Origin of the sequence: Flavobacterium difficile (genome assembly GCF_011392115.1) — a bacterium.
Lineage (GTDB): Bacteria > Bacteroidota > Bacteroidia > Flavobacteriales > Flavobacteriaceae > Flavobacterium > Flavobacterium difficile.
Window position 1 is genome coordinate 94358 of the sequence record NZ_JAAJBT010000006.1, and the last position, 23294, is coordinate 117651.

20 protein-coding genes and 1 pseudogene are annotated in these 23294 nt (G+C 30.4%); 2 read left to right on the top strand and 19 right to left on the bottom strand.

What is annotated here, in order from left to right:
* Nucleotides 1-12: 12 nt before the first annotated feature.
* The 17 genes from G4D72_RS10475 to G4D72_RS10555 form a co-directional block, all read right to left on the bottom strand.
* Nucleotides 13-300, bottom strand: a complete 288-nt coding sequence (locus tag G4D72_RS10475; protein WP_166077647.1) for a heavy metal-binding domain-containing protein — start codon at nucleotides 298-300, stop codon at nucleotides 13-15.
* Nucleotides 301-338: 38 nt separating this feature from the next.
* Nucleotides 339-1628 carry an efflux RND transporter periplasmic adaptor subunit gene (locus tag G4D72_RS10480; RefSeq protein ID WP_166077648.1) on the bottom strand — a complete coding sequence of 430 codons (1290 nt, stop codon included), beginning with the start codon at nucleotides 1626-1628 and terminating at the stop codon, nucleotides 339-341.
* A gap of 11 nt (nucleotides 1629-1639) precedes the next feature.
* On the bottom strand, nucleotides 1640-5989 hold the full coding sequence (locus tag G4D72_RS10485) for a CusA/CzcA family heavy metal efflux RND transporter (RefSeq protein WP_166077649.1): 4350 nt from the start codon (nucleotides 5987-5989) through the stop codon (nucleotides 1640-1642).
* A gap of 96 nt (nucleotides 5990-6085) precedes the next feature.
* Nucleotides 6086-6412 (bottom strand): DUF6660 family protein, encoded by a 327-nt coding sequence (locus G4D72_RS10490; protein WP_207784902.1) that lies wholly within the window; start codon nucleotides 6410-6412, stop codon nucleotides 6086-6088.
* A 90-nt stretch (nucleotides 6413-6502) separates the two neighbouring features.
* A complete protein-coding gene (locus G4D72_RS10495; protein ID WP_166077650.1) occupies nucleotides 6503-7435 on the bottom strand; it encodes a DUF6371 domain-containing protein in 933 nt (310 codons plus the stop codon).
* Between the two features lie 66 nt (nucleotides 7436-7501).
* Nucleotides 7502-8827 (bottom strand): DUF3987 domain-containing protein, encoded by a 1326-nt coding sequence (locus tag G4D72_RS10500; RefSeq protein WP_166077652.1) that lies wholly within the window; start codon nucleotides 8825-8827, stop codon nucleotides 7502-7504.
* Nucleotides 8828-8829: 2 nt separating this feature from the next.
* A complete protein-coding gene (locus G4D72_RS10505) occupies nucleotides 8830-9243 on the bottom strand; it encodes a hypothetical protein (protein WP_166077653.1) in 414 nt (137 codons plus the stop codon).
* A gap of 27 nt (nucleotides 9244-9270) precedes the next feature.
* Nucleotides 9271-9612, bottom strand: coding sequence for a helix-turn-helix domain-containing protein (locus G4D72_RS10510; protein WP_166077654.1), 342 nt, complete (start codon nucleotides 9610-9612; stop codon nucleotides 9271-9273).
* Between the two features lie 197 nt (nucleotides 9613-9809).
* On the bottom strand, nucleotides 9810-10763 hold the full coding sequence (locus G4D72_RS10515; protein ID WP_166077655.1) for a hypothetical protein: 954 nt from the start codon (nucleotides 10761-10763) through the stop codon (nucleotides 9810-9812).
* A complete protein-coding gene (locus G4D72_RS10520) occupies nucleotides 10750-11895 on the bottom strand; it encodes a tyrosine-type recombinase/integrase (protein WP_166077656.1) in 1146 nt (381 codons plus the stop codon). Before G4D72_RS10520 ends, G4D72_RS10515 begins: the two co-directional genes overlap by 14 nt.
* Before the next feature lie 6 nt (nucleotides 11896-11901).
* Nucleotides 11902-12462, bottom strand: a complete 561-nt coding sequence (locus G4D72_RS10525) for a helix-turn-helix domain-containing protein (protein WP_166077657.1) — start codon at nucleotides 12460-12462, stop codon at nucleotides 11902-11904.
* A 243-nt stretch (nucleotides 12463-12705) separates the two neighbouring features.
* Entirely contained in the window at nucleotides 12706-14097 is a 1392-nt protein-coding gene (mnmE, locus tag G4D72_RS10530; RefSeq protein WP_166077658.1) for a tRNA uridine-5-carboxymethylaminomethyl(34) synthesis GTPase MnmE, read from the bottom strand.
* A gap of 608 nt (nucleotides 14098-14705) precedes the next feature.
* Entirely contained in the window at nucleotides 14706-15824 is a 1119-nt protein-coding gene (dnaN, locus tag G4D72_RS10535) for a DNA polymerase III subunit beta (RefSeq protein ID WP_166077782.1), read from the bottom strand.
* A gap of 70 nt (nucleotides 15825-15894) precedes the next feature.
* On the bottom strand, nucleotides 15895-17580 hold the full coding sequence (gene gldG, locus G4D72_RS10540; protein ID WP_166077659.1) for a gliding motility-associated ABC transporter substrate-binding protein GldG: 1686 nt from the start codon (nucleotides 17578-17580) through the stop codon (nucleotides 15895-15897).
* Between the two features lie 5 nt (nucleotides 17581-17585).
* Nucleotides 17586-18311: a gliding motility-associated ABC transporter permease subunit GldF gene (gene gldF / locus G4D72_RS10545; RefSeq protein ID WP_166077660.1), complete on the bottom strand. Its 726-nt coding sequence runs from the start codon at nucleotides 18309-18311 to the stop codon at nucleotides 17586-17588.
* A 176-nt stretch (nucleotides 18312-18487) separates the two neighbouring features.
* Nucleotides 18488-18784: a putative quinol monooxygenase gene (locus G4D72_RS10550; protein WP_166077661.1), complete on the bottom strand. Its 297-nt coding sequence runs from the start codon at nucleotides 18782-18784 to the stop codon at nucleotides 18488-18490.
* Nucleotides 18785-18837: 53 nt separating this feature from the next.
* Nucleotides 18838-19668 (bottom strand): SAM hydrolase/SAM-dependent halogenase family protein, encoded by an 831-nt coding sequence (locus tag G4D72_RS10555; protein WP_166077662.1) that lies wholly within the window; start codon nucleotides 19666-19668, stop codon nucleotides 18838-18840.
* Nucleotides 19669-19776: 108 nt separating this feature from the next.
* Between G4D72_RS10555 and G4D72_RS10560 the strand changes: the two genes are divergently transcribed.
* The gene (locus tag G4D72_RS10560; protein WP_166077663.1) at nucleotides 19777-20727 is read left to right on the top strand and encodes a PhoH family protein; all 951 of its coding nucleotides are present in this window, start codon (nucleotides 19777-19779) and stop codon (nucleotides 20725-20727) included.
* A gap of 116 nt (nucleotides 20728-20843) precedes the next feature.
* Complete coding sequence (locus G4D72_RS10565) at nucleotides 20844-21791, top strand: phosphoribosylaminoimidazolesuccinocarboxamide synthase (protein ID WP_166077664.1); 948 nt, start codon at nucleotides 20844-20846, stop codon at nucleotides 21789-21791.
* 70 nt (nucleotides 21792-21861) lie between these two features.
* Here the strand turns inward: G4D72_RS10565 and G4D72_RS10570 are convergent, their stop codons facing one another.
* Nucleotides 21862-22578, bottom strand: a complete 717-nt coding sequence (locus G4D72_RS10570) for a tRNA threonylcarbamoyladenosine dehydratase (protein ID WP_166077665.1) — start codon at nucleotides 22576-22578, stop codon at nucleotides 21862-21864.
* A gap of 3 nt (nucleotides 22579-22581) precedes the next feature.
* Nucleotides 22582-23238 (bottom strand): annotated as a pseudogene (locus G4D72_RS10575) (TatD family hydrolase); the annotation flags it as partial.
* Between the last annotated feature and the right edge of the window lie 56 nt (nucleotides 23239-23294).

Here is a 23294-nt window from a genome sequence, read left to right on the forward strand (position 1 = left end):
TAACTTATTAGATTAATGATTATGTCCTTTGTGACTCTCTTTTGAATGATTGTGTCCTTCGTGACTATCAGCTTTGGCTTCAATTAATTCCATTTTGCAAACGGGACAGTTTCCTTTTTTATCGTACGTTTTACCTTTTTCACAATCCATTGGACATTCGTAAGCTAATTTGTGAGCTTCACCTTCTTTGTGATTGTGTCCTTCGTGTCCAGTTGTTGTTTCAGTATTCTCTTTTTTATTACAAGAAACTGTACTAAATGTTGCAATAGCAAATGCCAAAATTAAAATTGATTTTTTCATTTTATTTCTATTTTTTAAGTTATTATTTTTATTTGATTTTAATGTTCGTGACCGCCACCACCTTCACTTTTTAGTAAATGACTTTGAACATAGTAAGCTCCTTTTAATACAATTTTTGCGTTTGCTTCGATTTTTTGAAGTAATGTTACTTGTGTATAGCCTAATTGTGAAGTTCCTGTTTTTACTTCAATACGTTGAAAATGGAAGGTTTTTCCTTCTGCTTCTTCATGTTTGTCACCATCTTCGTGATTATGTCCTTCTTTTTCATCGTGGGCTACTTCTTCTTTGTGACCTTCTTCTGAAACAAAAATAAACTCTCTACCATCTGCTTTTATTATTGCTTCTGTAGGTAAAGCTTTAACTGTATTTGCTCCTGCATCGATAAGTGCATTTACATACATTCCTGGAATTAATTTTTGTTGAAAGTTTGAAATATCAGCGTGTACTGCTACCGATTTTGTTTCATTTTCAAATGATTTACCAACACTAAAGATTTTTCCATTGATTTCTGTGTTATTTTGATTAGTTAGAATAAAACGCACATTTTGACCTTGTTTTACTTTGAATAAATCTTTTTCGTACACCAATAAATCTACATGTAATTTAGAATTATCAACTATATTCATTAACGGTTTACCTGCTTCAACATTACTACCAATTTTAATATAAATTTCTGTAATATTTCCTGAAATTGGAGCAATTACAGGAACTGTAGCCGTTGTATTTCCGTTACCACTAATGTGTAAAGTGTTTAATTGCTTTTGCAAAGAATTAAATCTTGCTCTTTCAATTTCATAATCTGATTTGGTTTTTTGAAAAACTTTTTTAGAATTTACTTCTTCATCACTTAATGTTTTTTGTCTTTCAAATTCTAATTTTAAATACTCTAAATTACTTTTTGAGGTTAAATAAGCTTCTTGAATTTTAGTAAATTCAGGACTTTCAATTGTAGCAATAGTTTGTCCTTTACTTACTCTTTGCCCTTCGATTACATTTATTGTTTTTACAATTCCTGTAGTAAAAACAGATACATCAGCTTGATTTTGTGGCGGTAACTTTGTATAACCGTTAGCCTTAATTACTTCGCTTAAATTTTTATCAGAGAAAGTACCTAATTCTATACTTGATGCTTTAAACTGAGCTTCATTTAATTCAACTTCTTTTATTGCTGTAGGTTCTTTTTCTTCAGAATGGCTTTCTTCAGTAAGGGCTTCTCCATCTGTATGAACGTGTCCATCACCTTCAGTATGACGCAAAGAAAAATATAAAATAACAGCAAGAATTATCGCTCCTACTATTGATGCATATATTATATTCGATTTTTTCATTTTACTTTTTATTATTGATTGATACTGTATTGAATTGTAATTATAGTTTGATTGTAATTATAAATCGCTTCGCTATAATTTAATTGAATTTGACTTGCTGTTTCTAAACTTTGAACATATTCCACATAAGAAATATCACCATTTTGATACCCTTTTGTTGCGTTTTTGATTATTAAATTAGCATTTGGCATCGCTGTATTTTTATAATAATCAATTAATGAACTATATGTAACTAATTGTTCAGATTGTTGCTCCAAATGGCTTTTAAATTGCTGATTTATATAATCGGCATTTTTCTGTTCTCGTTCAATATTAGTTTTTGCAGATTTGGCTCTTGCAATACTACTTCCTGCAAATATTGGCACAGATAAACCAACCACAACACCTTGAAATTGAGGTGTGTTATTGTAATATGTTGGTGTTCCGTTTACATCTTGATTACCTGTTATAGATTGCAAAAAATAACCCACTGAAAAATCTGGAGACAATGCCGATTTTTCAACTTTATGATTGGCTTGTGCAATTTTAACTTGCTGATTTGCTAATTGAACAATTGGGTTTTGTTTTACCATTGAACTATCAACTTTTGCCATAGCAGGATATGGTACAAATGAAGTATCAGCTGCTATAAAATCAGTTTTTAGATCTAAAATTACTTTTAGCCTTGATTTTTCAATTGCAATTTGTGTTTTATTTTGCTTAATTTTTTGTTCCAACTCTTGTTGTTTTGCCAATGCAATTGTTTTCTCTAAAGCATTTGTTTCACCTGTTTGAAATTTCAGATTGGCAGACTTTACAAATTTTTGCATTACTGCATTTTGTTTTTCTAAAACTGTATTTTGTTTTTCATAATACAATAAAGTATTCCAAGATTGTCTAATTGAATAAGTTACTTCTTGTTTTGAAACTCCTAATTTAGTCGCACTTGCATTGCTATATGCTTTAAGCAAACTTCTTTTTGCACTTATCTGAAAAGGATTAAAACTTTGACTGATACCAAAATTTTTATCTTGAGCTTGAGAGTTTATTTGTCCAAAAGTACCTGATAGTTCCGTTTTAGGAAGTTCAAATGCCGTTTTTTGTAACTGTGTTTGCATTTTTACTTCTAATTCTGAAACTTGAATATTTTGATTGTTTTTCAAACCTATTTCAAGCGCTTGTTTTAAATCAAGTTTTTGAGTTTCTTGAGCATTTGCTCCAAATATTCCAAATAAAAAGGTAATTACTAAAGCCGAATTATTCATAGTTTTTCTTTTAATCTTTATGCCTTTCTCAAAATATAAATACAGAATTGGAAGAACAATTAACGTAAGTAAAGTAGCTGTTATTAATCCTCCAATAACAACTGTTGCTAATGGTTTTTGAACTTCAGCACCAGCACTACTACTAATTGCCATTGGTAAAAACCCAAGTGAAGCAACAGCAGCAGTTAATATTACAGGTCTTAATCTTACTTTTGTACCTTCTTTTATTCGATCATATACATTGTCCATACCTTGTTTTTTAAGTTCATTAAAATATCCTATTAAAACAATTCCGTTTAATACAGCTACACCAAAAAGAGCAATAAAACCTACACCCGCAGAAATACTAAATGGCATATCTCGTAACCATAGGGCAACAATACCACCAATGGCAGATAATGGAATAGCAGTGAAAATTAATAATGATTGTTTAATAGATTTGAATGTGAAGTAAAGCAATACTAAAATTAAACCTAATGCTACAGGTACAGCAACAGAAAGTCGTTTATTTGCCTCAATAAGATTTTCAAATTGACCGCCATAAGTAGTATAATATCCTTCTGGCAATTTTAGTTTTTCATCTAATTTAGCTTGAATAGTTTCTACAACCGTTTTTACATCAGCACCACGAACATTGAAGCCTACAACAATTCTACGTTTCCCATTTTCACGAGAAATTTGCATTGGTCCATCTTCATATTTTACATCAGCAATTTGTTCTAACGGAATTTGGCTACCTGATGGTAAGGTTACAAATAAAGCTTTTAGATTTTCAATGTCTTTTCTACTATCATTGTCTAATCGTACCACTAAATCGAAGCGTTTTTCTCCTTCATAAACAACTCCTGCTGTTTCTCCCGCAAACCCCATACGAACGACTTTGTTTAAGTCGCCAATTTTTAATCCATAAAGTGCTAATTTGTCTTTATTGTAACGAATTGTTATTTGTGGTAATCCTGCCACTCGTTCTGCTTTAGTATCTGAAACACCTTCAATACCATTAATTAACTGAACTACTTCTTCACCTTTACTTACTAACATATCAATATCGTCACCAAAAATTTTAACGGCTACATCACTTCTTACACCTGTCATAAGCTCATTAAAACGCATTTGAATAGGTTGAGAAAACTCAGTAAATGCACCTGGAATATCTGACAAAGCGTGTTCCATTTTTTCCATTAATTCTTCTTTGGTTTCTGCTGATGTCCATTCGCTTTTATCTTTCAAAAGAATAATCATATCTCCAGCTTCAATAGGCATAGGATCTGTAGGGATTTCAGCCGAACCAATTTTGGTTACAATCATTTTGATTTCAGGAAACTTTGCTTTCAAAATTTGTTCTGCTTTTGTAGTTGCTTCCACTTCTTGAGATAATGAACTACCAGAAGCTATGATTAAATGCGTTGCAATATCACCTTCATCTAATGTTGGAATGAACTCACCACCTAATGTGTTAAACAGAAATAATGAGCCAATAAATAAAGCGACTGCTACACCAATAATTGCTGCTTTAATTCGTAAAGCTTTTTCTAAAATAGGTGTATAGAAATTGTAAATTGAGTCAATAATTTTATCGCTAAAATTCTTTTTATGTCCAGTTTGTTTTTTTAATGCCAAAGCTGACATCATTGGCACATAAGTTAATGACAATATAAATGCTCCTAATATGGCAAAAGATACTGTTTGTGCCATTGGTCCAAACATTTTTCCTTCGATACCTACTAATGCTAAGATTGGCAGATATACGATTAAGATTATTATTTCTCCAAAAGCGGCACTACTTCTAATTTTTGAAGATGCTTGATATACTTCATCATTCATCTGTTTAGTAGTTAATTTACCTTTGTTGCTGACTTGGAGTCGATGTATTATGGCTTCTACGATAATAACAGCACCGTCAACAATTAATCCAAAGTCGATTGCTCCTAAACTCATTAAATTACCACTAACTCCAAAAAGTTTCATCATTGAAATGGCAAATAACAAGGCTAATGGAATAACAGAAGCTACCACTAAACCAGCTCTCCAATTACCTAACAATAATACTAAAATGAAAATTACGATTAATGCACCTTCAATAAGATTGGTTTGAACTGTACTAATAGCTTTGTTTACTAAAACTGTTCTATCCATGAACGCCTCAACTTCTACACCTTCTGGAAGTGATTTTTTGATTTGTTCCATTTTCTCTTTCACAGTTTTAACAACTTCTCCTGAGTTTTCACCTTTAAGCATCATTACCATTCCCGATACTTCTTCGCCATTTCCGTCTTTTGTAACTGCACCATATCTGATACTACTACCTATTTGAACATTGGCAACATCACGAATAAGAATAGGAATACCATTTTGATTTTTTACAACAATTTTATTGATGTCTTCAATGCCATTAACCATACCCACACCACGAATGAAATAAGCATATGGTTTTTTATCAATGTATGCTCCACCTGTATTTTCGTTGTTATTTTCTAACGCATCAAAAATTTCGGTGATGGTAGTATTCATACTTTTCAGCTTATCTGGCTGAACAGCTATTTCATATTGCTTTAGATTTCCACCAAGCGTATTCACTTCGGCAACACCTTTTGTTCCAATTAATTGGGGTTTTATAATCCAATCTTGAATAGTTCTTAAATCTGTTGCAGTGTATTTTTCTTCAAATCCTTTTTTTGGAAATACAACATATTGGTATATTTCACCCAGTCCTGTACTAACTGGTGCCATTTCTGGTGTACCAACTCCTTTAGGTATGGTGTTTTCGGCTTCTTTTATTCGCTCAGTAATTTGTGCTCTTGCCCAATAAATATCTACTTCTTCTTTAAATACTACTGTTACAACACTTAATCCAAAACGACTTATTGAACGAAGTTCTACAATATCAGGAATTGATTTTACTGATTGCTCTATTGGATAGGTAATAAATTGTTCTACTTCTTGTGTAGCTAAAGTAGGTGAGCTTGTAATTATTTGTACTTGATTGTTTGTAATGTCTGGTAATGCATCAATTGGTAAAGTATAAAGTGAATAACTACCAACGATAACTAATACGAGTGTGAAAAGCCCAATAATAAATTTATTATTGATACTAAAATGAATGATTTTATCTAACATTTTTATTGTATAATGAATTAATAAACAGCTAACTGTTATCTTTTTTTAAGTTGTTCAAAAGACACAACTCGTTAACCCGAAATTACTCGGGCTTCATTATACCAACTGCGGTGGTTGCCAAATACTTCCGTAGAAATTTGAAAAAGAAGTTGACTTATAAAAAGAAATAGAAGTTTTTATTTCTTGGAATTGTACTAAAAATTGAAAAGATTGAATTTCTAAAAACGTTAATGTTTGTTGACCACAACAATTGCAAACACAAAAAGGAGAACATAAATCTGTTTCTTCTTCATGAGAATGATTATGTTGTGAACTAGTTTGTGTGTTTGAAGATTTCACTAAAACATCATTATGCTTATCTGCACAAGGATAGGCAGTAAGCATAAATATATACATTGATAATATGATGTTTAGTATTTTCATTGTTGTAAAAGTAATATTTTTTTACAATAAATAAAAATAATTACAAATTGTGTTTTTTTTATAAATCTGAATATAAATTTTGCAAGTATATCATATAGTATTGATTTCTCTAAAAATATCTTCTAAATCATTATTATAAATACCTTCAAATTTTAATTGTTCATCAGTTTTACCATCAGTCATATCCCATATTTTTGCATTTATTCCTAAAGAAATAAGAAAAGGTATTTTATTTAATATTATACCTACTGCGTTTTCGCTCATATCAGGAATAATCAATACATTATGACCAATTAAAGGTTTTACTTTATTTTCAGTTAAGCCATTAATTCCACCATACGCTAACCAAAGATATTGTGGAAATAAAATAAAACCAATAATAGCTGTTTTTTCACTTTCAGTTAATACAATTGTTTTCTTTTCTTTGATTTCATCATAAATCAAATGCTCACCAAATAGACAGTTGAAATATCCATCTTCATTTTTAAAAGGAACTTTGAATTTATTGGTTCTTTTTCCGTTCGTGTCATAATAAGCTATTTTTGCTTTTTGAACTTTTGAATTAGAATTTATACTCCAAAATATTATTCCGCCGTCATTACTTGTTCCTAATGCGTAAATTTCTTTTGCAAATTCCGCTTTTGAATCTCCATATGTTTTTCTTAAATATTGTATTAGATTGTTTTCGGGAATTATACTATAATGTTTCCATACAATCGATTCATTTATGAATTGTTGTATGGTTATTTTTGGTGTATTTATTATGGTTTTTTTAGGTAGTGATAAATCCGTTTGAAATTTACCTTCTAACTCATTCCAAATATATTCTTCTCCTTTTTCATCAACATATATAGTTGGTGGTAAAGATGCTTTTCCACAAGAATGGCAATATCCAAATTCTTGACTTTGATTTTTATAGTTGATAAATTTTCCGTCTGTATTTTTTCTACCACAACAAGGTGTGACTAACTTGTAATCTCTTTTTGGATTAAATTTAAGTTCTAATTTCGTTTTTTGTAGCATATTATAAATTTTGTTGTGCAACTTGCAACTCGCAACTTTTGACAAAAACCTTGTTAAGTATTTATTTTATTGTATGTCAGAATGTTTTTGTTCGCAGTTGCGAGTTGCGAGTTGCAGGAGTTCATTATTCCATTTTCTCGATATTGAAGATTTATTCATTCCAGTAATGGCAACGACCTCTTTTTGAGTAGCATTGTTTTTTATAGCTAATCGAATAACATCTTCTGTCGTTGGTAGCTTTTCTTTGTGATTGATATTTTCTTCTAAAACAATTTTAAAATTTATGAAATAGAATTCAAGAATTAGAATTGCAATTTCAATGGTTTCAAGATTAATTTCACTTTGATAAGTTTGTTCTCTTGAATTTAAAATTAAATGTGTCAAAAGAGTTATTTTATGGATGTTAATCATCATTTTAGAAATATATTCTTTGCTTAAATCAATTGCTTTATTTTGACGATTTATTAATTCTTGTGAATAATCAAAAAGTCGTTTTTTAGCATCTAAATTGAGTTCTATTTGTAAATCATCCATTTCAAAAGTATTCTCTATTTCAGTACGATAATTTAGAAGATTGATTAAGGATTTTGAATAATTTTCAGATACTACTATAGAAATATCATCAATTGATAATTGATTATTCATTGTTAATTTGTTTGTAAAAAGGATTCTGTCAATTAATCCACTTTCTAAATTTCCATCTGCAAATAATTTTGGAACAAATTGATTTTGAATTGAACCTAATAAGGTTGGGTATGATTTTTCAATTCTAAAACTTTCGGTTGTTTTGCGTGATATATCAATATATTTATTGGTATTTCCTTGTAAAAAGAATGTTCTCCAAGCTGTGCCTTCGGTACTACTTTTATTTGCCATTTTTTCAATAATAAAATAAAGTTCATCAATGAAAATTCCAATTGAATATTTGTTTTTATAATGTGTAAAAATTGCTGATTCAATTGTAGCATCTTGAAGAAATAATTGCTTTCTACTAATTTTTTCAATTTCATCTAATTCAATATTTTCTGTTTTAAATTCTTTATACTTTTCGTTATCATATTTTACCAAAGGAAAAGTAGCTAAATCCATTGCTGGTGATTTAATATCTCCACGACTTCCAATTATTGAAAAATATAAATTAGCATAATTTGTATATCCCATCGCTTTTATTGAAAAAGCAAGACCACAGGCATTACTGAATGAAAACAGTATTGAACTTAATAAATATTCTTTAGGAATTCTTTTTAAAGTAAACGCATCGTTAATTATTTCTTCAATTTCAATTGGCATCTTAGAAATTATTTTTTCTAATTGATTAATTGCAATTTCTTTGTTGCTTTTAAATGTGTTTCCAATTTTATCATCAATATCATTAAGGTTTTTTACCTCCATAGCTAATAATTTTTAAGGTAGATAAAATTTTTAGTTTCCATATCATAATGAGCTTTTGCTCCGTCTCTTCTTATAGGAATATTCAGAATAGGGTAGTATCGTTGTTTTAATGACGACATTAGATTTTTTAAATCTTTTTTTGTTGCAGGTTTGTTTTCTTCTTTTGTAAGTAAATTGGTTGCTAAATTTACTGCTAATGCTCCAACGGCTGCATTTCCAACACCTGCAAAACTCATTTTCTCAATTTTAAGTTTTTTGCTTTTTTCATCTTCCTTTATAGGTAAATTTCTGTTTTCAGTATTTCGGATTTTAAATGCTCTTACTCTGCAACTATTGCTACAATACTTTTGTTTTTTGCGTCTGTTTGGTTTGTAATCTTTAGAGCAATATTGACATGTATATAAATAACTTTCCATATATATATTCGTAAATGTTACGTTAGATTAACGATTAAACAATTGATTTTTCATTAAATACTCATTGGCTTTAGTTTCTGTATCATCTTTAGATTCTTTTTTGCCAGATTTTAACCAATCAATGATTTGTGATTTCAAAAAATATAAACGCTTTCCTTTTTTATGATATGGAATTCTGTTTTGATGAACTAAACCATAAATACTTGGTTTGGCTAAATTGATAAGTTTTGCTGTTTCATCAATGTTCATAAAGACGTCCTCTGCTGAAGAATTTAAGGGATTAATTGCCTTTTTAATGTTCTCTGTAATTTGCTCTGCAAGTACTTTTATTCCTTCTTCTGAGAGCATGTAAATTTGTTGATTTTTCATACTTCAAAATTGATGAAGAAAGGGTGTGTTCGTTTTTGTGTTTATTAGTGTGTTTAGTAAAATATTCGTAGAATATTATTTTTACTCACTTTTCGTATATCTCAAAAACAATAATTTCTATAAAATTTGAACTTTAAAATTCAAATTTTATAGAAATTGATAAATTTGCGTGTGGGAATTTTTCGTGAAATTTAGTGTTATTTTGCTTTTTTATTGTTTCTTGCTATTTCGGCTTTTAAAAAAGTGCTTTTTTTTGATAGATACTTTGTTATGTTTTTAAGTTTTAACTGTCTTGTTTTAGAAATTAAAATATCAATGAAACTATCTTGAATTTTAATTTCTGAACTTACTTTTTCTATACCGCCACTTAATATTCTATAATAATCAGAGTTTTTATAATTATCACTTGCGAAACACGAATCATCATGTAAGTTTACAATAGATAATACTTTGTAAAATTCAGTATTATTTAGTTTTGCACTTGTTTCGGATTCAGCTATAATTTTATAGATTGAATGTAGTAAAAAAGCCTTCTCTTTTTCATTAAAATTAGGGATGTTATTTTCTAAATCATCAATACTATCATCAGAATAAATCACTGAAAAATTTTCTAAATAGTTTTCTGTTGATTCTTCTAATGGAAAAAATTTATTTAATAAATCTGTATAGATTTTCGAGTCTCTAAAGTCAATCGGATGATAGTCTTTTATTTCAAATGATTCAAAAAAATTATTATTATACATCATCTTATACATATCGGAATAGTTCCTAAATATCCTTGATAATTCATGTATTGCATTACTTATAGCTAATTCTTTTATAAAAGAATCAAAGGTATAGTTAGTGTTTATATTGTCTAAAGATAATTTTGAAAAGCTTTTTTTAACTTCATTTTTTAATGCTAATTCAATACTGTTTTTCGAATAATTGCTAAGTGAACTTTTATAAATGTTTTTTAGCTCTACAAGGTTAGGTTCTTTTTTAATTAAATATTTTTTTTCAAGGTTTTCAAATAATTCTAAAGTAAGATTGAAAGCTCTGTTATAGGATAATGATTCTTTAATGAATTGTATCAATTTATGTTTTATAAGACTTTCTCCTATTCTGTATGTTTTATTATAATTTGAATTGTATATTTTAAGATAATCCATCTAATTTAATATTTATACGGTTAGCGGCTTCAATTTTGCTTTTGTCCATTACTTTGGTGTAAATCTGTGTAGTGGAAACGTTTTTGTGACCTAATAATTTTGATACAGTATATATGTCTGTTCCGTTTGCAAGTTGTAAAGTTGCATAGCTATGTCTGAAATTATGAAAGGATATTTTCTTTTTTATTTCTGATTTTTTAATCCAGTCCTTTATTGGTCTGGTTATTTGAGAATATTTAATCCCTCCAAAAACAAGTCCAACATCAGTTTTTTGTGTTTTCAAAATATTGTAAGCAGTATTAGAAATAGGATGATTTTTTATTGATTTTGTTTTTTCTTCTCTTAATGATATGTAATATCCTTGATGTTTGTCTTGGAAAATATTTTCCCAGTAAAGGTTATTTATATCAACAAAACGCAGTCCACTTAAAGCTGAAAATATTGCCATATATTTCACTTTCTCAATTTTAATTTCTGTTTTCCATAATAAAGAAATTTCTTCTTCGGTTAAGTATTCCCGATGAGTCTCTTCTTCTTTTATGTATTCCGCATCTTCTGCTAAATTTTTTTCAATCAAATTTTGTTTATATGCAACTTTTAAAACAGCAATAAAGTTTTTAAAATATGATGAAGCGGTATTTTTTGCAAGTTTTTTGTCAACTTTTGAATTTCTTGTGCTTTTTGCATTTAAAAGATAGGTTCTGTATTTTTTTATATAATCAAGGGTTAAATTGTTTGATAATATAGTTCCTCCACTAAAATTTTCTAAATGATTTAAAGAAGCTTTCCAAGAGTTATAATTGGATTCACTACCTGTGTTGTAGTATTCATCAACAACGCTTTTATATAGAGTTATAAAGTTTACATTTAACACTACGTTATCTTTAAAACCAAATTCTTTGTTTTTAAGCTGAACATTTCTTTTAGATTTAATTATTTCAGCAAGGTCTAACGTTTCTTTATTGTGCTTTTTTTCTTCAATTAATTTTGGATTTTCTATTAGATATAATTTTAAAAATTCTCTACGGGTCTCAGTTCCATTTTTAGGATTAATAATAGGAGGGTAGTAGTCTAAATAAAGACTTATTTTGCCAGTCTTTAGTGTTTTTTCTCTTAATGTTACTTTACTCATAATTGATTATTCAAAAATTTTGTTTAAATCCTCCTTTTTTACTAACGTAAATTTACCGTATTTCTTTTTTTGTATATTATGTTTTTTGATAATATTATATAATGCGCCACTTGAAATATTGAATTTTTCAATAGCTTCATTTATAGTATAAGAATTATCAATATTAATTTCATTTTCTCGATTTGGATTCACATAATCACTATTTATTAAATTTCTTTCAAAATAACTATCAATATCTTTTCTTCTAACTAAAGTTTTTCTAATTGAAAAATTAAAAGCATTTAATTCATTTTGTTCAATTAATCTATAAACAGTTTTTGAAGACATATTAAGTAATGTTGAGGTTTCATTAACTGTTAAAAAATCTTTTGAGTTTATATCAATAACGTAATTAGTAACTTTTAATTTTGTTTCAGTATCACTTACTTCAATTTTTTTAGTTTTTTGCTTTAATTTATAATCTCTGCTATTGCAAATGTGTGAACAGTACTTTGTCTTTGTCGTTTTTGCATCAAAGACATTTTTGCAATAATCACAGATTCTTTTTACTGTAAAATTTGAACTCATATTGTTGTAATTTTAGACGACATAAGACTAAATAAATAGAAATAAGGGTAAATAAGAGACATAATTTGTCTTTAAATTTCAAAAATAGTAAAAATATTTATACGAGGTACAAAAATGGTACAAAAAATAACAAAAAAACACAAAACATGATAAATTTTAATTTTGTGTAAAACAAACAAAACCCTTTAATTTAAAGGGTTTTGTTTGTTTTATTGTGTTATGGTTTTTGTTGTTTTTGTACTGTTATTTTCCGATACAAAAGTTCGCGAAAATATTGCCAAGTAGTTCATCGTTAGAGACTTGACCCGTAATTTCTCCGAAGTGGAAGAGTGCTTGTCGAATATCAATCGCCATAAAATCGGAAGAAATGTTATTGTCTAAACCAAAACGCACTTTCTGAATTTCTTCTAAAGCTTTCAATAACGAATCGTAGTGGCGGGTGTTGGTTACTATTGTTTCATTATTGCGCAATGCACCAGTATTTACAAAAGATAACAACTGATTTTTTAATTCGTTAATTCCTGTTTTGTTTTTCGCAGAAATTAATAAAGCATTAGTAATTTCTGACTGAATACTTTCGACTAATGCAGCCGACATCAAGTCCATTTTATTAAAAAGAACTAATAAAGTTTTTAAAGGATATTTATTTTTTATTTGTTCAATTTCCGATTTAAGGTTTTCTAAACTATTATCAGATAATTGAGAACTATCCACAAGAAAAAGAACCACCTGTGCTTGTTCAATTTTCTCAAAGGTTTTCTGAATTCCGATGCTTTCTACCACATCTTTTGTTTCTCTAATTCCAGCTGTGTCGATAAAGCGGAAACCAATGCCATCAATAACTAATTCATCTTCAATGGTATCACGAGTCGTTCCTGCAATGTCCGAAACAATCGCGCGTTCTTCATTCAATAAGGCATTTAAAAGCGTAGATTTCCCTACATTAGGTTCCCCTACAATGGCGACCGGAATTCCGTTTTTAATCACATTTCCGACGGCAAAACTGTCGATTAATCGTTTTAGAACGAATTCAATTCGGGTTAGCAATTCGTAAAATGCGGTTCGGTCTGCAAATTCTACATCTTCTTCGGCAAAATCTAATTCTAATTCAATCAAAGAAGCAAAGTTTAGTAATTCTTCACGCAACTTAGCAATTTCATTACTGAATCCGCCACGCATTTGTTGCATCGCTATTTGATGACTGGCTTCGTTATCTGAAGAGATTAAGTCGGCCACGGCTTCCGCTTGGGATAAATCTAATTTAGCGTTTAAAAAGGCTCTTAAAGTAAATTCACCCGCTTGTGCCATCTTAGCACCTTTGCGAAGTAATAATTGGATAATTTGTTGCTGAATAAAAACCGAACCATGGCAAGATATTTCCACCACATTTTCACCTGTATACGAATTCGGACCTTTAAAAATTGAAAGTAAAACTTGGTCGTAAACCTTTGTCCCGTCTACAATATGTCCTAAATGTATGGTGTGTGTTTTTTGTTTCGTAATGTCTTTTCCTGAAACCGATTCAAATACTTCAGCAGCAATAGAAATCGCATTAGCACCAGATAATCTTATAACAGCAATTGCTCCCGCACCAGATGGTGTAGCTAAGGCAACTATAGTTTCGTGTGGAATCATATTTTTGGTTTTGATTACAAAGATAATTTAAAGTCAGAAGTTAGAAGTTAGAAGTTAGAAGTTTTTTTAAAAGAACAAAAATCGTTTTTAAATCACGTGTAGTCCCGCTATCCACTATATTCCCGATGAAAAATCGGGAGATGCCGTTCCTATCGGGTCTATTATAGCACTTTTTGTTTTTCAGTTCATCAATTACTACACCCCTAAAGTCCCCTCAAGGATTTGATATTAAGAGGAGAAACGTAAGTTTCGGAATATATAATTTGCTTTTGAAGGTATAATCTTGACACCCCTAAAGTCCCCTCAAGGGGACCATACTTCTAAGATAATTTTGTTTAGGTCAGAAAAATCTATTTTAAAAGTAGTAGTTGTGAGTTCGAATTGTCGCCTTGAGTTGACTTTAGAGGTATTTTTACAAATGTCGTATAAGTTGTAACATTACAAAATCAAAATCCGTTCAATCGATTTCAATTCGCGTCATTTGCATAATCATCAAAAAAAAACCACAAAAGCAAAAGCCAATGTGGTTTCAAGTAGTAGTTAAGGTTAGTTATATATAATTTTGAAATCAGAAACGTATTTCTTCATTCAATTATGTATACTCAAATTTAGTTATTCAACATTACAGGCATTACTAACATTGTAACCGTTTCTCCTTCATCTAATCCGTCAATAGGAGTAAGGATTCCAGCTCTGTTAGGTAATGACATTTCTAATTGAATTTCGTCACTGGTTAAATTATTCAACATTTCTGTTAAGAAACGTGAATTGAAACCAATTTGTAAATCGTCACCGTGGTAATCACAAGTTAAACGCTCATCTGCTTTGTTAGAATAATCAATATCTTCAGCAGAAATGTTCAACTCTGTACCCGCAATTTTTAAACGAATTTGGTGCGTTGTTTTGTTAGCGAAAATAGCCACACGACGTACCGAGTTTAAAAAAGTAACACGACTTAAGATTAATTTATTTGGATTTTCTTTTGGTATAACCGCTTCATAATTTGGATATTTCCCATCAATTAAACGACACGTTAACACATAGTTTTCAAAAGAATACGTTGCATTCGAATCATTATATTCTACTTTTACTTCTGCATCTGAAGTCGCTAAAATTCCTTTTAAAATGTTTAAAGGTTTCTTAGGCATAATGAATTCTGCACTTTGAGAAGCTTTTACATCGGTACGTGCGTATTTTACTAGTTTGTGCGCATCAGTCGCCACGAAAATTAAACCTTCTGTAGAAAATTGGAAAAATACTCCACTCATTACTGGGCGTAAATCGTCGTTTCCTGTTGCGAAAATCGTTTTTCCAATAGCAGTAGCTAAAACTTCAGCAGGAATAACAGTAGTTGATGGATCTTCTAAAGCTACAGCTTTCGGGAATTCTTCACCAGCAGCATAAGCAATAGCATATTTTCCAGAATTAGAACTAATTTCTACGGTGTTGTTTTCTTCAACTGTAAAAGTAAGCGGTTGTTCTGGAAATGTTTTTAAAATATCTAACAAAAGTTTTGCTGGTATCGCAACACTTCCTGTACTATTTGATTCAATTTCTAAGCTAGCCGACATAGTAGTTTCTAAGTCAGAAGCCGAAACGTGTAATTGATTGTTATCTAATTCAAATAAAAAATTATCAAGAATAGGTAAAGTGTTGTTACTATTAATAACGCTTCCTAAAACTTGTAATTGTTTTAATAAATACGAACTGGATACTATAAAATTCATCATCATCTAATTTTTTTGCTTTACAAATATAATGGGTTACTGCTTAATCTAAAAATATACTTATTAACAACTAGCAGTTGTATTTCTTCTTTCTTAAATAGGTGAATAAAAATCCGAAGATGCCTAATAATACGACAGGTAACGCTACCGTTAACATTTGTGTTTGACTGTAATTGTCTTCCACACTTACTTTATCTAGCATGGGTAAACTGACATCTTTACTTCTAATGTTAATAAGTCCGTTATCGTCTAACAAATAATTTACACTATTTAAGATAAATTCTTTGTTTCCGAAATATTGTCCAGTGTATTTGTCGTAACCCAATTCGATTGGCGCACCTTTATCTAATTGATTTTTAATTACGTCTCCATCCGAAATCACAATCATTTTAGTTGGTACACTTTTATTGATGAATTTTTCATCTTTAAACGGCAACACACGATTGTTGTACATTGAAGTAAAAGAACCTTCAAGTAAAGCCGCAACTGGAATCAAACCACCACCTGCGTAATCTTTTGGAGTCGTTTCTTCTGTTATCATTTCTAAAGAAACCACACTTGGTGTTCCAATGACTTTAGAGTAGGGAGAACTTTCTAATAAAATAGTTTTTTTAAGATTGGAGTTTAACAATTCAATTGGCGAACAAAAATCGAATTTCACTCCATCTGTGTTTTTTACTATTGGGTGTTTTTTTGATGCTGGATAAATAAAAGGTGCCATTTTCCAGTTATAGGTTTCCATTTGTGTTTCGCTACCTTGATTTCCAGAGGCTAATTTAATAGGCGTGCCATATTCGTCTTTAATCAATTGTGGATTAATTCTGAATCCGTATTTGAAAAACATGTCTGTTAAATTCAAATCGTTACTCGCTACTAAAGTGGTACCAGTTTCATTATAAAGTTGTTCCATTTCAGCAGTAGTACCGTCAATTAACCAAAGTGTTTTTCCACCTTTCATAATAAATTGATCCAGTACTTGTTTTTCTAGCTCAGTAAATTTTTCTCTAGGTTTTGCAATGATAGCTAAATCGTATACATTTAGAGCTTTTAGGGTTTCTTTAGGTTGAGAAGCTACAGAATCTAAAGTAATTGGTCCGATATAGTAATTTTCACGAATGGTTTTTAAGAAATCGGCAATGTAAATATCGTCCAATTCACTATTTCCTTTAATCACCGCAATTTTACGTTGTTTTTCTTTTGAAATTTTGTTGATTGCTTCTGCAAACGCATATTCTAAGTGTTGCACAGAGCTTTCAACCTGATTTTCAATTTGTGCACCCATCATATTTTTTAACAACTGTACTTTCGCACCTTTGTCGCCATAATTGGCTAATGCCCAAGGAAACACTACTTCTTGCGATTGTTTGCCTTTTTCGGTTACTGAAACATTCATAGGTGTCAATCCTTTTTCGAAGAATTTCTTCATGATTTCCACACGTTCTTCTTCTTTCTCAATCGGATTTACAAATTGAAAAGTTATGTTCGAATTGTAAGCCGAAAATTCTTCTAACAACTGACGGGTTTCTGTTTGCAGCTTTTTGAAATCAGCAGGGAAATTTCCTTCTAAAAATACATCAATAATTAAAGGTGAATCTACACCATCGATAATTTTTTTAGTGGTTTCAGAAAGTGTATATCGTTTGTCTTGTGTAACATCAAAACGTTTGTAGATATAATAACTGGCAAAGTTGATAAGGAATAAACCTATGGCTAAGAATCCTAATTTTTTTAAACTATTTTTTTGAACTTCTTTCATCTTCATTACCATTTAAGTGATTTAAGTTGATAAACCGTTCCCGCTAAAAATAAAATAGTGATACTTATGAAATAAATGATATCTCTGGTATCTAATACACCACGACTCATACTTTTAAAGTGAAAGTCCATTCCTAAAGTTTTTATGATGGTTCCAAAACTTCCGAATAAATTAGCTAAACCATCAAATCCAAAATAAAAGAAAAAGCACAAGAAAACCGCAACAATGAAAGCTACAATCTGATTGTCTGAAAGGGTAGAAGTGAACACACCAATTGCAGTGTAAGCACCAATTAAGAAAAGCAATCCGAAATACGACCCAATAGTACTTCCGTAGTCGAATGTACTTTGTGCAGCTGTAAAACTTGATACTATAAATACATAAAAAAGAGTAGGAATTATCGCAATTAAAATTAAGATAAAAGCGCCTAGAAACTTACCATTAACAATTTCCCATAGACTTAAAGGTTTGGTGAATAAGATTTCTAAAGTACCTTGTTTTTTTTCGTCTGAAAAGCTTTTCATGGTAACGGCTGGAATTAAAAAAATTAAAATCCAAGGCGCTAGTTTAAAAAACGGACTCATGTCCGCGTAACCCGAATTCAAAATATTAAAATCGCCATCAAAAACCCAAAGAAATAGTCCATTTAAGAGTAAAAAAATGGCTATTACTAAATACCCAATTGGCGAACCAAAAAAGGATTTTATTTCACGTAATAAAAGTGCTTTCATATAGTTGTTTAACGTTTAAAACGTTTGAAAATAGTTTTGTTTTTCGCAAAAGTAAAGGATTAACTTGAAACTTAAAACTTTAATTTGTTTTTTGATACCAATTGCACAGTTTTTAAAAATTTTAATAGTTTCTTTAATCAGTGTTTCGAAAGATCTGATAATTCGTGGCTTTAATTTTACTCCAAAGTAGCCAACTTATTTACACTCCACGCTTCAGGTTTATCGGCGAAAAGCGTTTTGGTGTACGTCCAAACTTCATTAAATAGTGTCGATTTTCTGTAGTTTTCTAAAGCGTCTTCATTTTTCCAGTAACTGTAAGTAAAAAAAATTCTAGAATCGTGTTTGTCTTGATACAATTCTAGAAATTCATTGCCTTCAAAATTTCTAATTTGCTGTTTAATTTCTTCAAAATTAGCTAAAAAGGCTTCGATTTTATCTTCTTGAAACGTTAATTTCACTATTCGTACAAACATATATTTTAATTTTAAATCGTAAATCGTAAATCGTAAATCGTAAATCCCAAATCTTAATTCGTAAATTCCACAAGCACCACATCTTGTATTTTTAATCCTAACAAGGTTTGAGCAGAGCCAGAACGTTTCGGATTACTCCTATAAATAGCAATTTCTAAAAAATGGTCTTGATTAAATATAGCAATTTCGTTACCTGCTAGGGCATTCAAATCTGCTGTTGTATTATTTTTGAAATCGGAATAGTTGTTTTTAACTTTTTTTATACTGTGCGAAGAAAAACGAATGATATACTCTCGACCTTTAGCAATTTCATCTATCAAACTCTTTGAAATGTTTGTGACACAGTTTCCAAAATCATCAATATAAACAACATGACCCCGAATGATTTTTTCATTTTGCTCCACAATCGGAACCAAAACATTCATTTTTTTAATTTCTGAAATGGGTGTGCCAATAACATTCATTTCGCCGCCTTTAGCTAAATGAGTCGCTACCATTGCAAAAACATCTAAATCACTTGAACCGTTAATTAATCGGTCATGAATGCTAATTCTAACTATTTTTTCAGCATTACGTTTATTGGTTAAACTGCCAAAAATTCCATTATCTGCACCAATAAAATAATGTCCGTCATACAACATTACAATGTGTTCTGTATCGGCATTTCTGGATGCATCGACACACACAAGATGAACCGTACCTTTAGGAAAGTGAGCATAGGAAACGGAAAGTAAATAACTAGCTTCTAAACAATTGAATTTATCAATAGTGTGCGTAATATCAACAATGTTAATTTCTGGTAACAATGAAAAAAGTTTACCCTTTAAAATTCCCGCAAAATGATCTTTCAGACCATAATCTGTAGTAAGAGTAATTATTGACATTTTATTGTTTATAACTTATTTGAAATGGAATTATAGTTTTTGCTATATTTGAGTGATACAAAACTACTCTTTTTTTTACAGAATAAAAACATTTTAAAAATATAGCCTTTGAACGAGAGAATTATTGAATTGGAAAACATTGCGCCTAAAGATTTTTGGGGCGCACATGATAGTCATTTAGAAACAATTAAAAAGTACTATCCGAAATTAAAAATTGTGGCAAGAGGTACCGTTTTGAAGGCTTTTGGTGAAGCTGAGGTTTTAGATGAATTTGAAAAACGTTTCAGAAGGTTAATGACACATTTTACTCGTTTTAACACTATCGACGACAATGTAATTATGCGTGTAATTGAAGGTGATGCCCAACAGACAGGTGAAATGCATAAAAGCGATCAAATTTTGGTGCACGGTTTAGGTGGTAAGTTAATTAAGGCGATGACGCCTAACCAGCAAAAATTAGTAGAATCTGTTAATAAAAACGATATGGTTTTTGCTGTTGGTCCAGCTGGAACGGGTAAAACCTACACAGCAGTGGCTTTAGCAGTAAGAGCGCTAAAAGAAAAACAAGTAAAACGCATCATTTTAACCAGACCAGCAGTTGAAGCAGGAGAAAATTTAGGTTTTTTACCAGGTGACATGAAGGAAAAGTTAGATCCTTACATGCAGCCTTTGTATGATGCTTTACGCGATATGATTCCGCCACAAACATTAGAAGATTATATTTTAAAAGGAATTGTTCAAATTGCACCCTTAGCTTTCATGCGTGGACGAACTTTGGATAATGCTTTTGTAATTTTAGATGAAGCGCAAAATACCACTCATTCACAAATGAAAATGTTTCTAACGCGTATGGGAAAAAACGCCAAATTTATAATTAATGGCGATCCTGGGCAAGTTGATTTACCAAGAAGAACAATCTCTGGTTTAAAAGAAGCTTTATTGGTGTTAAAGGATATTGATGGCATCGGAATTTTATATTTAGATGATAAAGATATTGTACGTCACAGATTAGTGAAAGCAGTAATTAATGCATATAAAAGTATTGAGAATACGGATTAAAATTAAAAGAGATGTTAAAATAAACATCTCTTTTTTTGTTCAAAAATGATTTAAAAACTACTTTTGCACCACAACAACAGATTCTGAAATTAATTCAGAATAAACAACACAACAAAATGAACACTATTACTACTACAAATTTTAATTTTACAGGTCAAAAATCCGTTTACAGAGGAAAAGTTAGAGAAGTTTATAACATCAATGATGATTTATTAGTGATGATTGCCACAGATCGACTTTCAGCTTTCGATGTGGTTTTACCTGAAGGAATTCCGTATAAAGGACAAATTTTGAATCAAATTGCAACTAAATTCATGCAATTGACTGAAGATATTGTACCAAATTGGTTGATTGCTACTCCAGATCCAAATGTAGCTGTTGGGCATTTATGTGAACCTTTTAAAGTTGAAATGGTAATTCGTGGTTATTTATCTGGACATGCAGCTCGTGAATATGCTTTAGGAAAAAGAATCATTTGTGGAGTTACGATGCCAGAAGGTTTAAAAGAAAATGATAAGTTTCCAACCCCAATTATTACACCAACCACTAAAGCGGATAATGGTTCTCATGATGAAGATATTTCTCGTGAAGCCATTTTAGCAAACGGAATCGTTTCAGAAGAAGATTATTTGATTTTAGAAAAATATACAAGAGCTTTATATCAAAGAGGAACGGAAATTGCCACTTCAAGAGGTTTGATTTTGGTAGATACGAAATACGAATTCGGAAAAACTAAAGATGGTAAAATTGTTTTAATTGATGAAATTCATACGCCAGATTCTTCTCGTTATTTTTATGCTGAAGGTTATCAGGATAGACAAGATAAAGGCGAAGAGCAGAAACAATTATCAAAAGAATTTGTACGCAGATGGCTAATTGAAAATGGTTTTCAAGGAAAAGAAGGACAACAAATTCCAGAAATGACTCAAGAGTATGTGGAATCAGTTTCAGAAAGATATATCGAATTGTTTGAAAATATTATTGGAGAAAAATTCGTAAAAAGTGACATTTCAAATATTGAAGCACGAATACAAGCGAATGTTGAAGCTTATTTAGCAAAATAATATTCAAGTTTAAAAAAAAGGCGGATAATTTTAAACTTATCCGCCTTTTTTAGTTTTCACTCTTTGCAAATTACTTTCCAATAAGGTGTTTTACAACAGTTTCTGCGGCGTGTAAGCCAAAAAGTGCAGGCATCCAGCTGTTGGTGCCATAAAAAGATTTTTTGAAGTTAGAGCCGTCTGTAGTCTTTAAACTCGTTTCATCTGGATGTTCTAATGAATAAACCGCTTTCACACCACTTGAAATACCTTCTTTTTTCAATCTTTTTCTAATGTTTTTAGCAAGCGGACACACATCGGTTTTACTAATGTCTTTGACTACAATCTTACTTGAAAGTAATTTTCCTCCAGCACCCATATTGCTTATTACTTTAACTTTCTTGCGTTTTGCGGCTACAATTAAATTTAACTTAGGTGTTACGCTGTCAATACAGTCTAAAACGTAATCAAAGTCAGGAGTTACAATTTCAATAGCGCGCTCAGGAGATAAAAATTCTTCCACGCGTGTAAGGTTTAATTCTGGATTAATGTCCATTAACCTGTCGCCCACAATTTTTACTTTTGGTTGTCCAACCGTACTGTGTAAAGCAGGTAATTGACGGTTAATATTGGTAATGTCTACCGTATCGCCATCAACAATTGTCATGTTTCCTACGCCAGCTCGTGCTAAAAATTCGGCAGCAAACGAACCTACGCCGCCTAAACCTACCACAAGTACATTGGAGTTTTTTAGTTTATTTAAACCTTCTTCTTTGAATAATAACGCTGCTCTTTCTTGCCACTTTGCCATAACTTATTTCTTTATATTAAAAACGGTTTGGTAATTGTTCCAAACTATTTCTTTCATTTCCTCGATTGAAATGTTTTTACAATTTGCTGCAAAAGTATAAACTTCTTCTAAACTTTCCGCTATAGTATCTGTTTCTAAGAAAATTTTTTCATTCGGTATTTTTCTGAATACATCACTTAATTCCGGATTACGAAGTAAATACTTTCCAAACGATAAATAAAAATCTTGCTGTAATAATTGTTTTGCAACTTGACTATTTTTTGAAAATCCGTGAATGATAAAAGGCGAGGAGAGACCGCTGTTTTTTTTACACGAAATCACTTCATCATATGAAGCTACACAATGTAAGATGACAGGCTTTGAAATTTCATGTAAAAGGTTCAATTGTGACTCGAAAACGTCAATTTGAGTGCTATAGATTTTATCTATACGTTTATCTAAACCACATTCTCCCAATGCAATACATTCTTTTGTTGAAAGTTTTTCTTTAATTATTTTTAGATCATCGTTCAGACACTGTTCGTCAATATGCCAAGGGTGAATTCCAATAGAATAATGCGGAATTTCAGATGAAAATTCGTTCGGATATTGATTTACAATTTCTAAAATTGAATCGGAATTGGTGTAAAAATGGGTATGTAAATTAACAAATTTCATAAAATTGTTTTCACAAAAATACTATATTTTAATAAGTTATTTGTCTAAATTTGTATCAG

What these genes read in the sequence shown, in the direction of transcription:
- dnaN (WP_166077782.1), bottom strand. Translation starts at nt 15,824, where the DNA reads ATGAATTTTATAGTATCCAGTTCGTATTTATTAAAACAATTACAAGTT.
- mnmE (WP_166077658.1), bottom strand. Translation starts at nt 14,097, where the DNA reads ATGATTCCACACGAAACTATAGTTGCCTTAGCTACACCATCTGGTGCG.
- G4D72_RS10515 (WP_166077655.1), bottom strand. Translation starts at nt 10,763, where the DNA reads ATGGATTATCTTAAAATATACAATTCAAATTATAATAAAACATACAGA.
- G4D72_RS10505 (WP_166077653.1), bottom strand. Translation starts at nt 9,243, where the DNA reads ATGGAAAGTTATTTATATACATGTCAATATTGCTCTAAAGATTACAAA.
- G4D72_RS10490 (WP_207784902.1), bottom strand. Translation starts at nt 6,412, where the DNA reads ATGAAAATACTAAACATCATATTATCAATGTATATATTTATGCTTACT.
- G4D72_RS10485 (WP_166077649.1), bottom strand. Translation starts at nt 5,989, where the DNA reads ATGTTAGATAAAATCATTCATTTTAGTATCAATAATAAATTTATTATT.
- G4D72_RS10520 (WP_166077656.1), bottom strand. Translation starts at nt 11,895, where the DNA reads ATGAGTAAAGTAACATTAAGAGAAAAAACACTAAAGACTGGCAAAATA.
- G4D72_RS10565 (WP_166077664.1), top strand. Translation starts at nt 20,844, where the DNA reads ATGAACACTATTACTACTACAAATTTTAATTTTACAGGTCAAAAATCC.
- G4D72_RS10510 (WP_166077654.1), bottom strand. Translation starts at nt 9,612, where the DNA reads ATGAAAAATCAACAAATTTACATGCTCTCAGAAGAAGGAATAAAAGTA.
- G4D72_RS10555 (WP_166077662.1), bottom strand. Translation starts at nt 19,668, where the DNA reads ATGTCAATAATTACTCTTACTACAGATTATGGTCTGAAAGATCATTTT.
- G4D72_RS10475 (WP_166077647.1), bottom strand. Translation starts at nt 300, where the DNA reads ATGAAAAAATCAATTTTAATTTTGGCATTTGCTATTGCAACATTTAGT.
- G4D72_RS10550 (WP_166077661.1), bottom strand. Translation starts at nt 18,784, where the DNA reads ATGTTTGTACGAATAGTGAAATTAACGTTTCAAGAAGATAAAATCGAA.
- gldF (WP_166077660.1), bottom strand. Translation starts at nt 18,311, where the DNA reads ATGAAAGCACTTTTATTACGTGAAATAAAATCCTTTTTTGGTTCGCCA.
- gldG (WP_166077659.1), bottom strand. Translation starts at nt 17,580, where the DNA reads ATGAAAGAAGTTCAAAAAAATAGTTTAAAAAAATTAGGATTCTTAGCC.
- G4D72_RS10495 (WP_166077650.1), bottom strand. Translation starts at nt 7,435, where the DNA reads ATGCTACAAAAAACGAAATTAGAACTTAAATTTAATCCAAAAAGAGAT.
- G4D72_RS10500 (WP_166077652.1), bottom strand. Translation starts at nt 8,827, where the DNA reads ATGGAGGTAAAAAACCTTAATGATATTGATGATAAAATTGGAAACACA.
- G4D72_RS10525 (WP_166077657.1), bottom strand. Translation starts at nt 12,462, where the DNA reads ATGAGTTCAAATTTTACAGTAAAAAGAATCTGTGATTATTGCAAAAAT.
- G4D72_RS10480 (WP_166077648.1), bottom strand. Translation starts at nt 1,628, where the DNA reads ATGAAAAAATCGAATATAATATATGCATCAATAGTAGGAGCGATAATT.
- G4D72_RS10570 (WP_166077665.1), bottom strand. Translation starts at nt 22,578, where the DNA reads ATGGCAAAGTGGCAAGAAAGAGCAGCGTTATTATTCAAAGAAGAAGGT.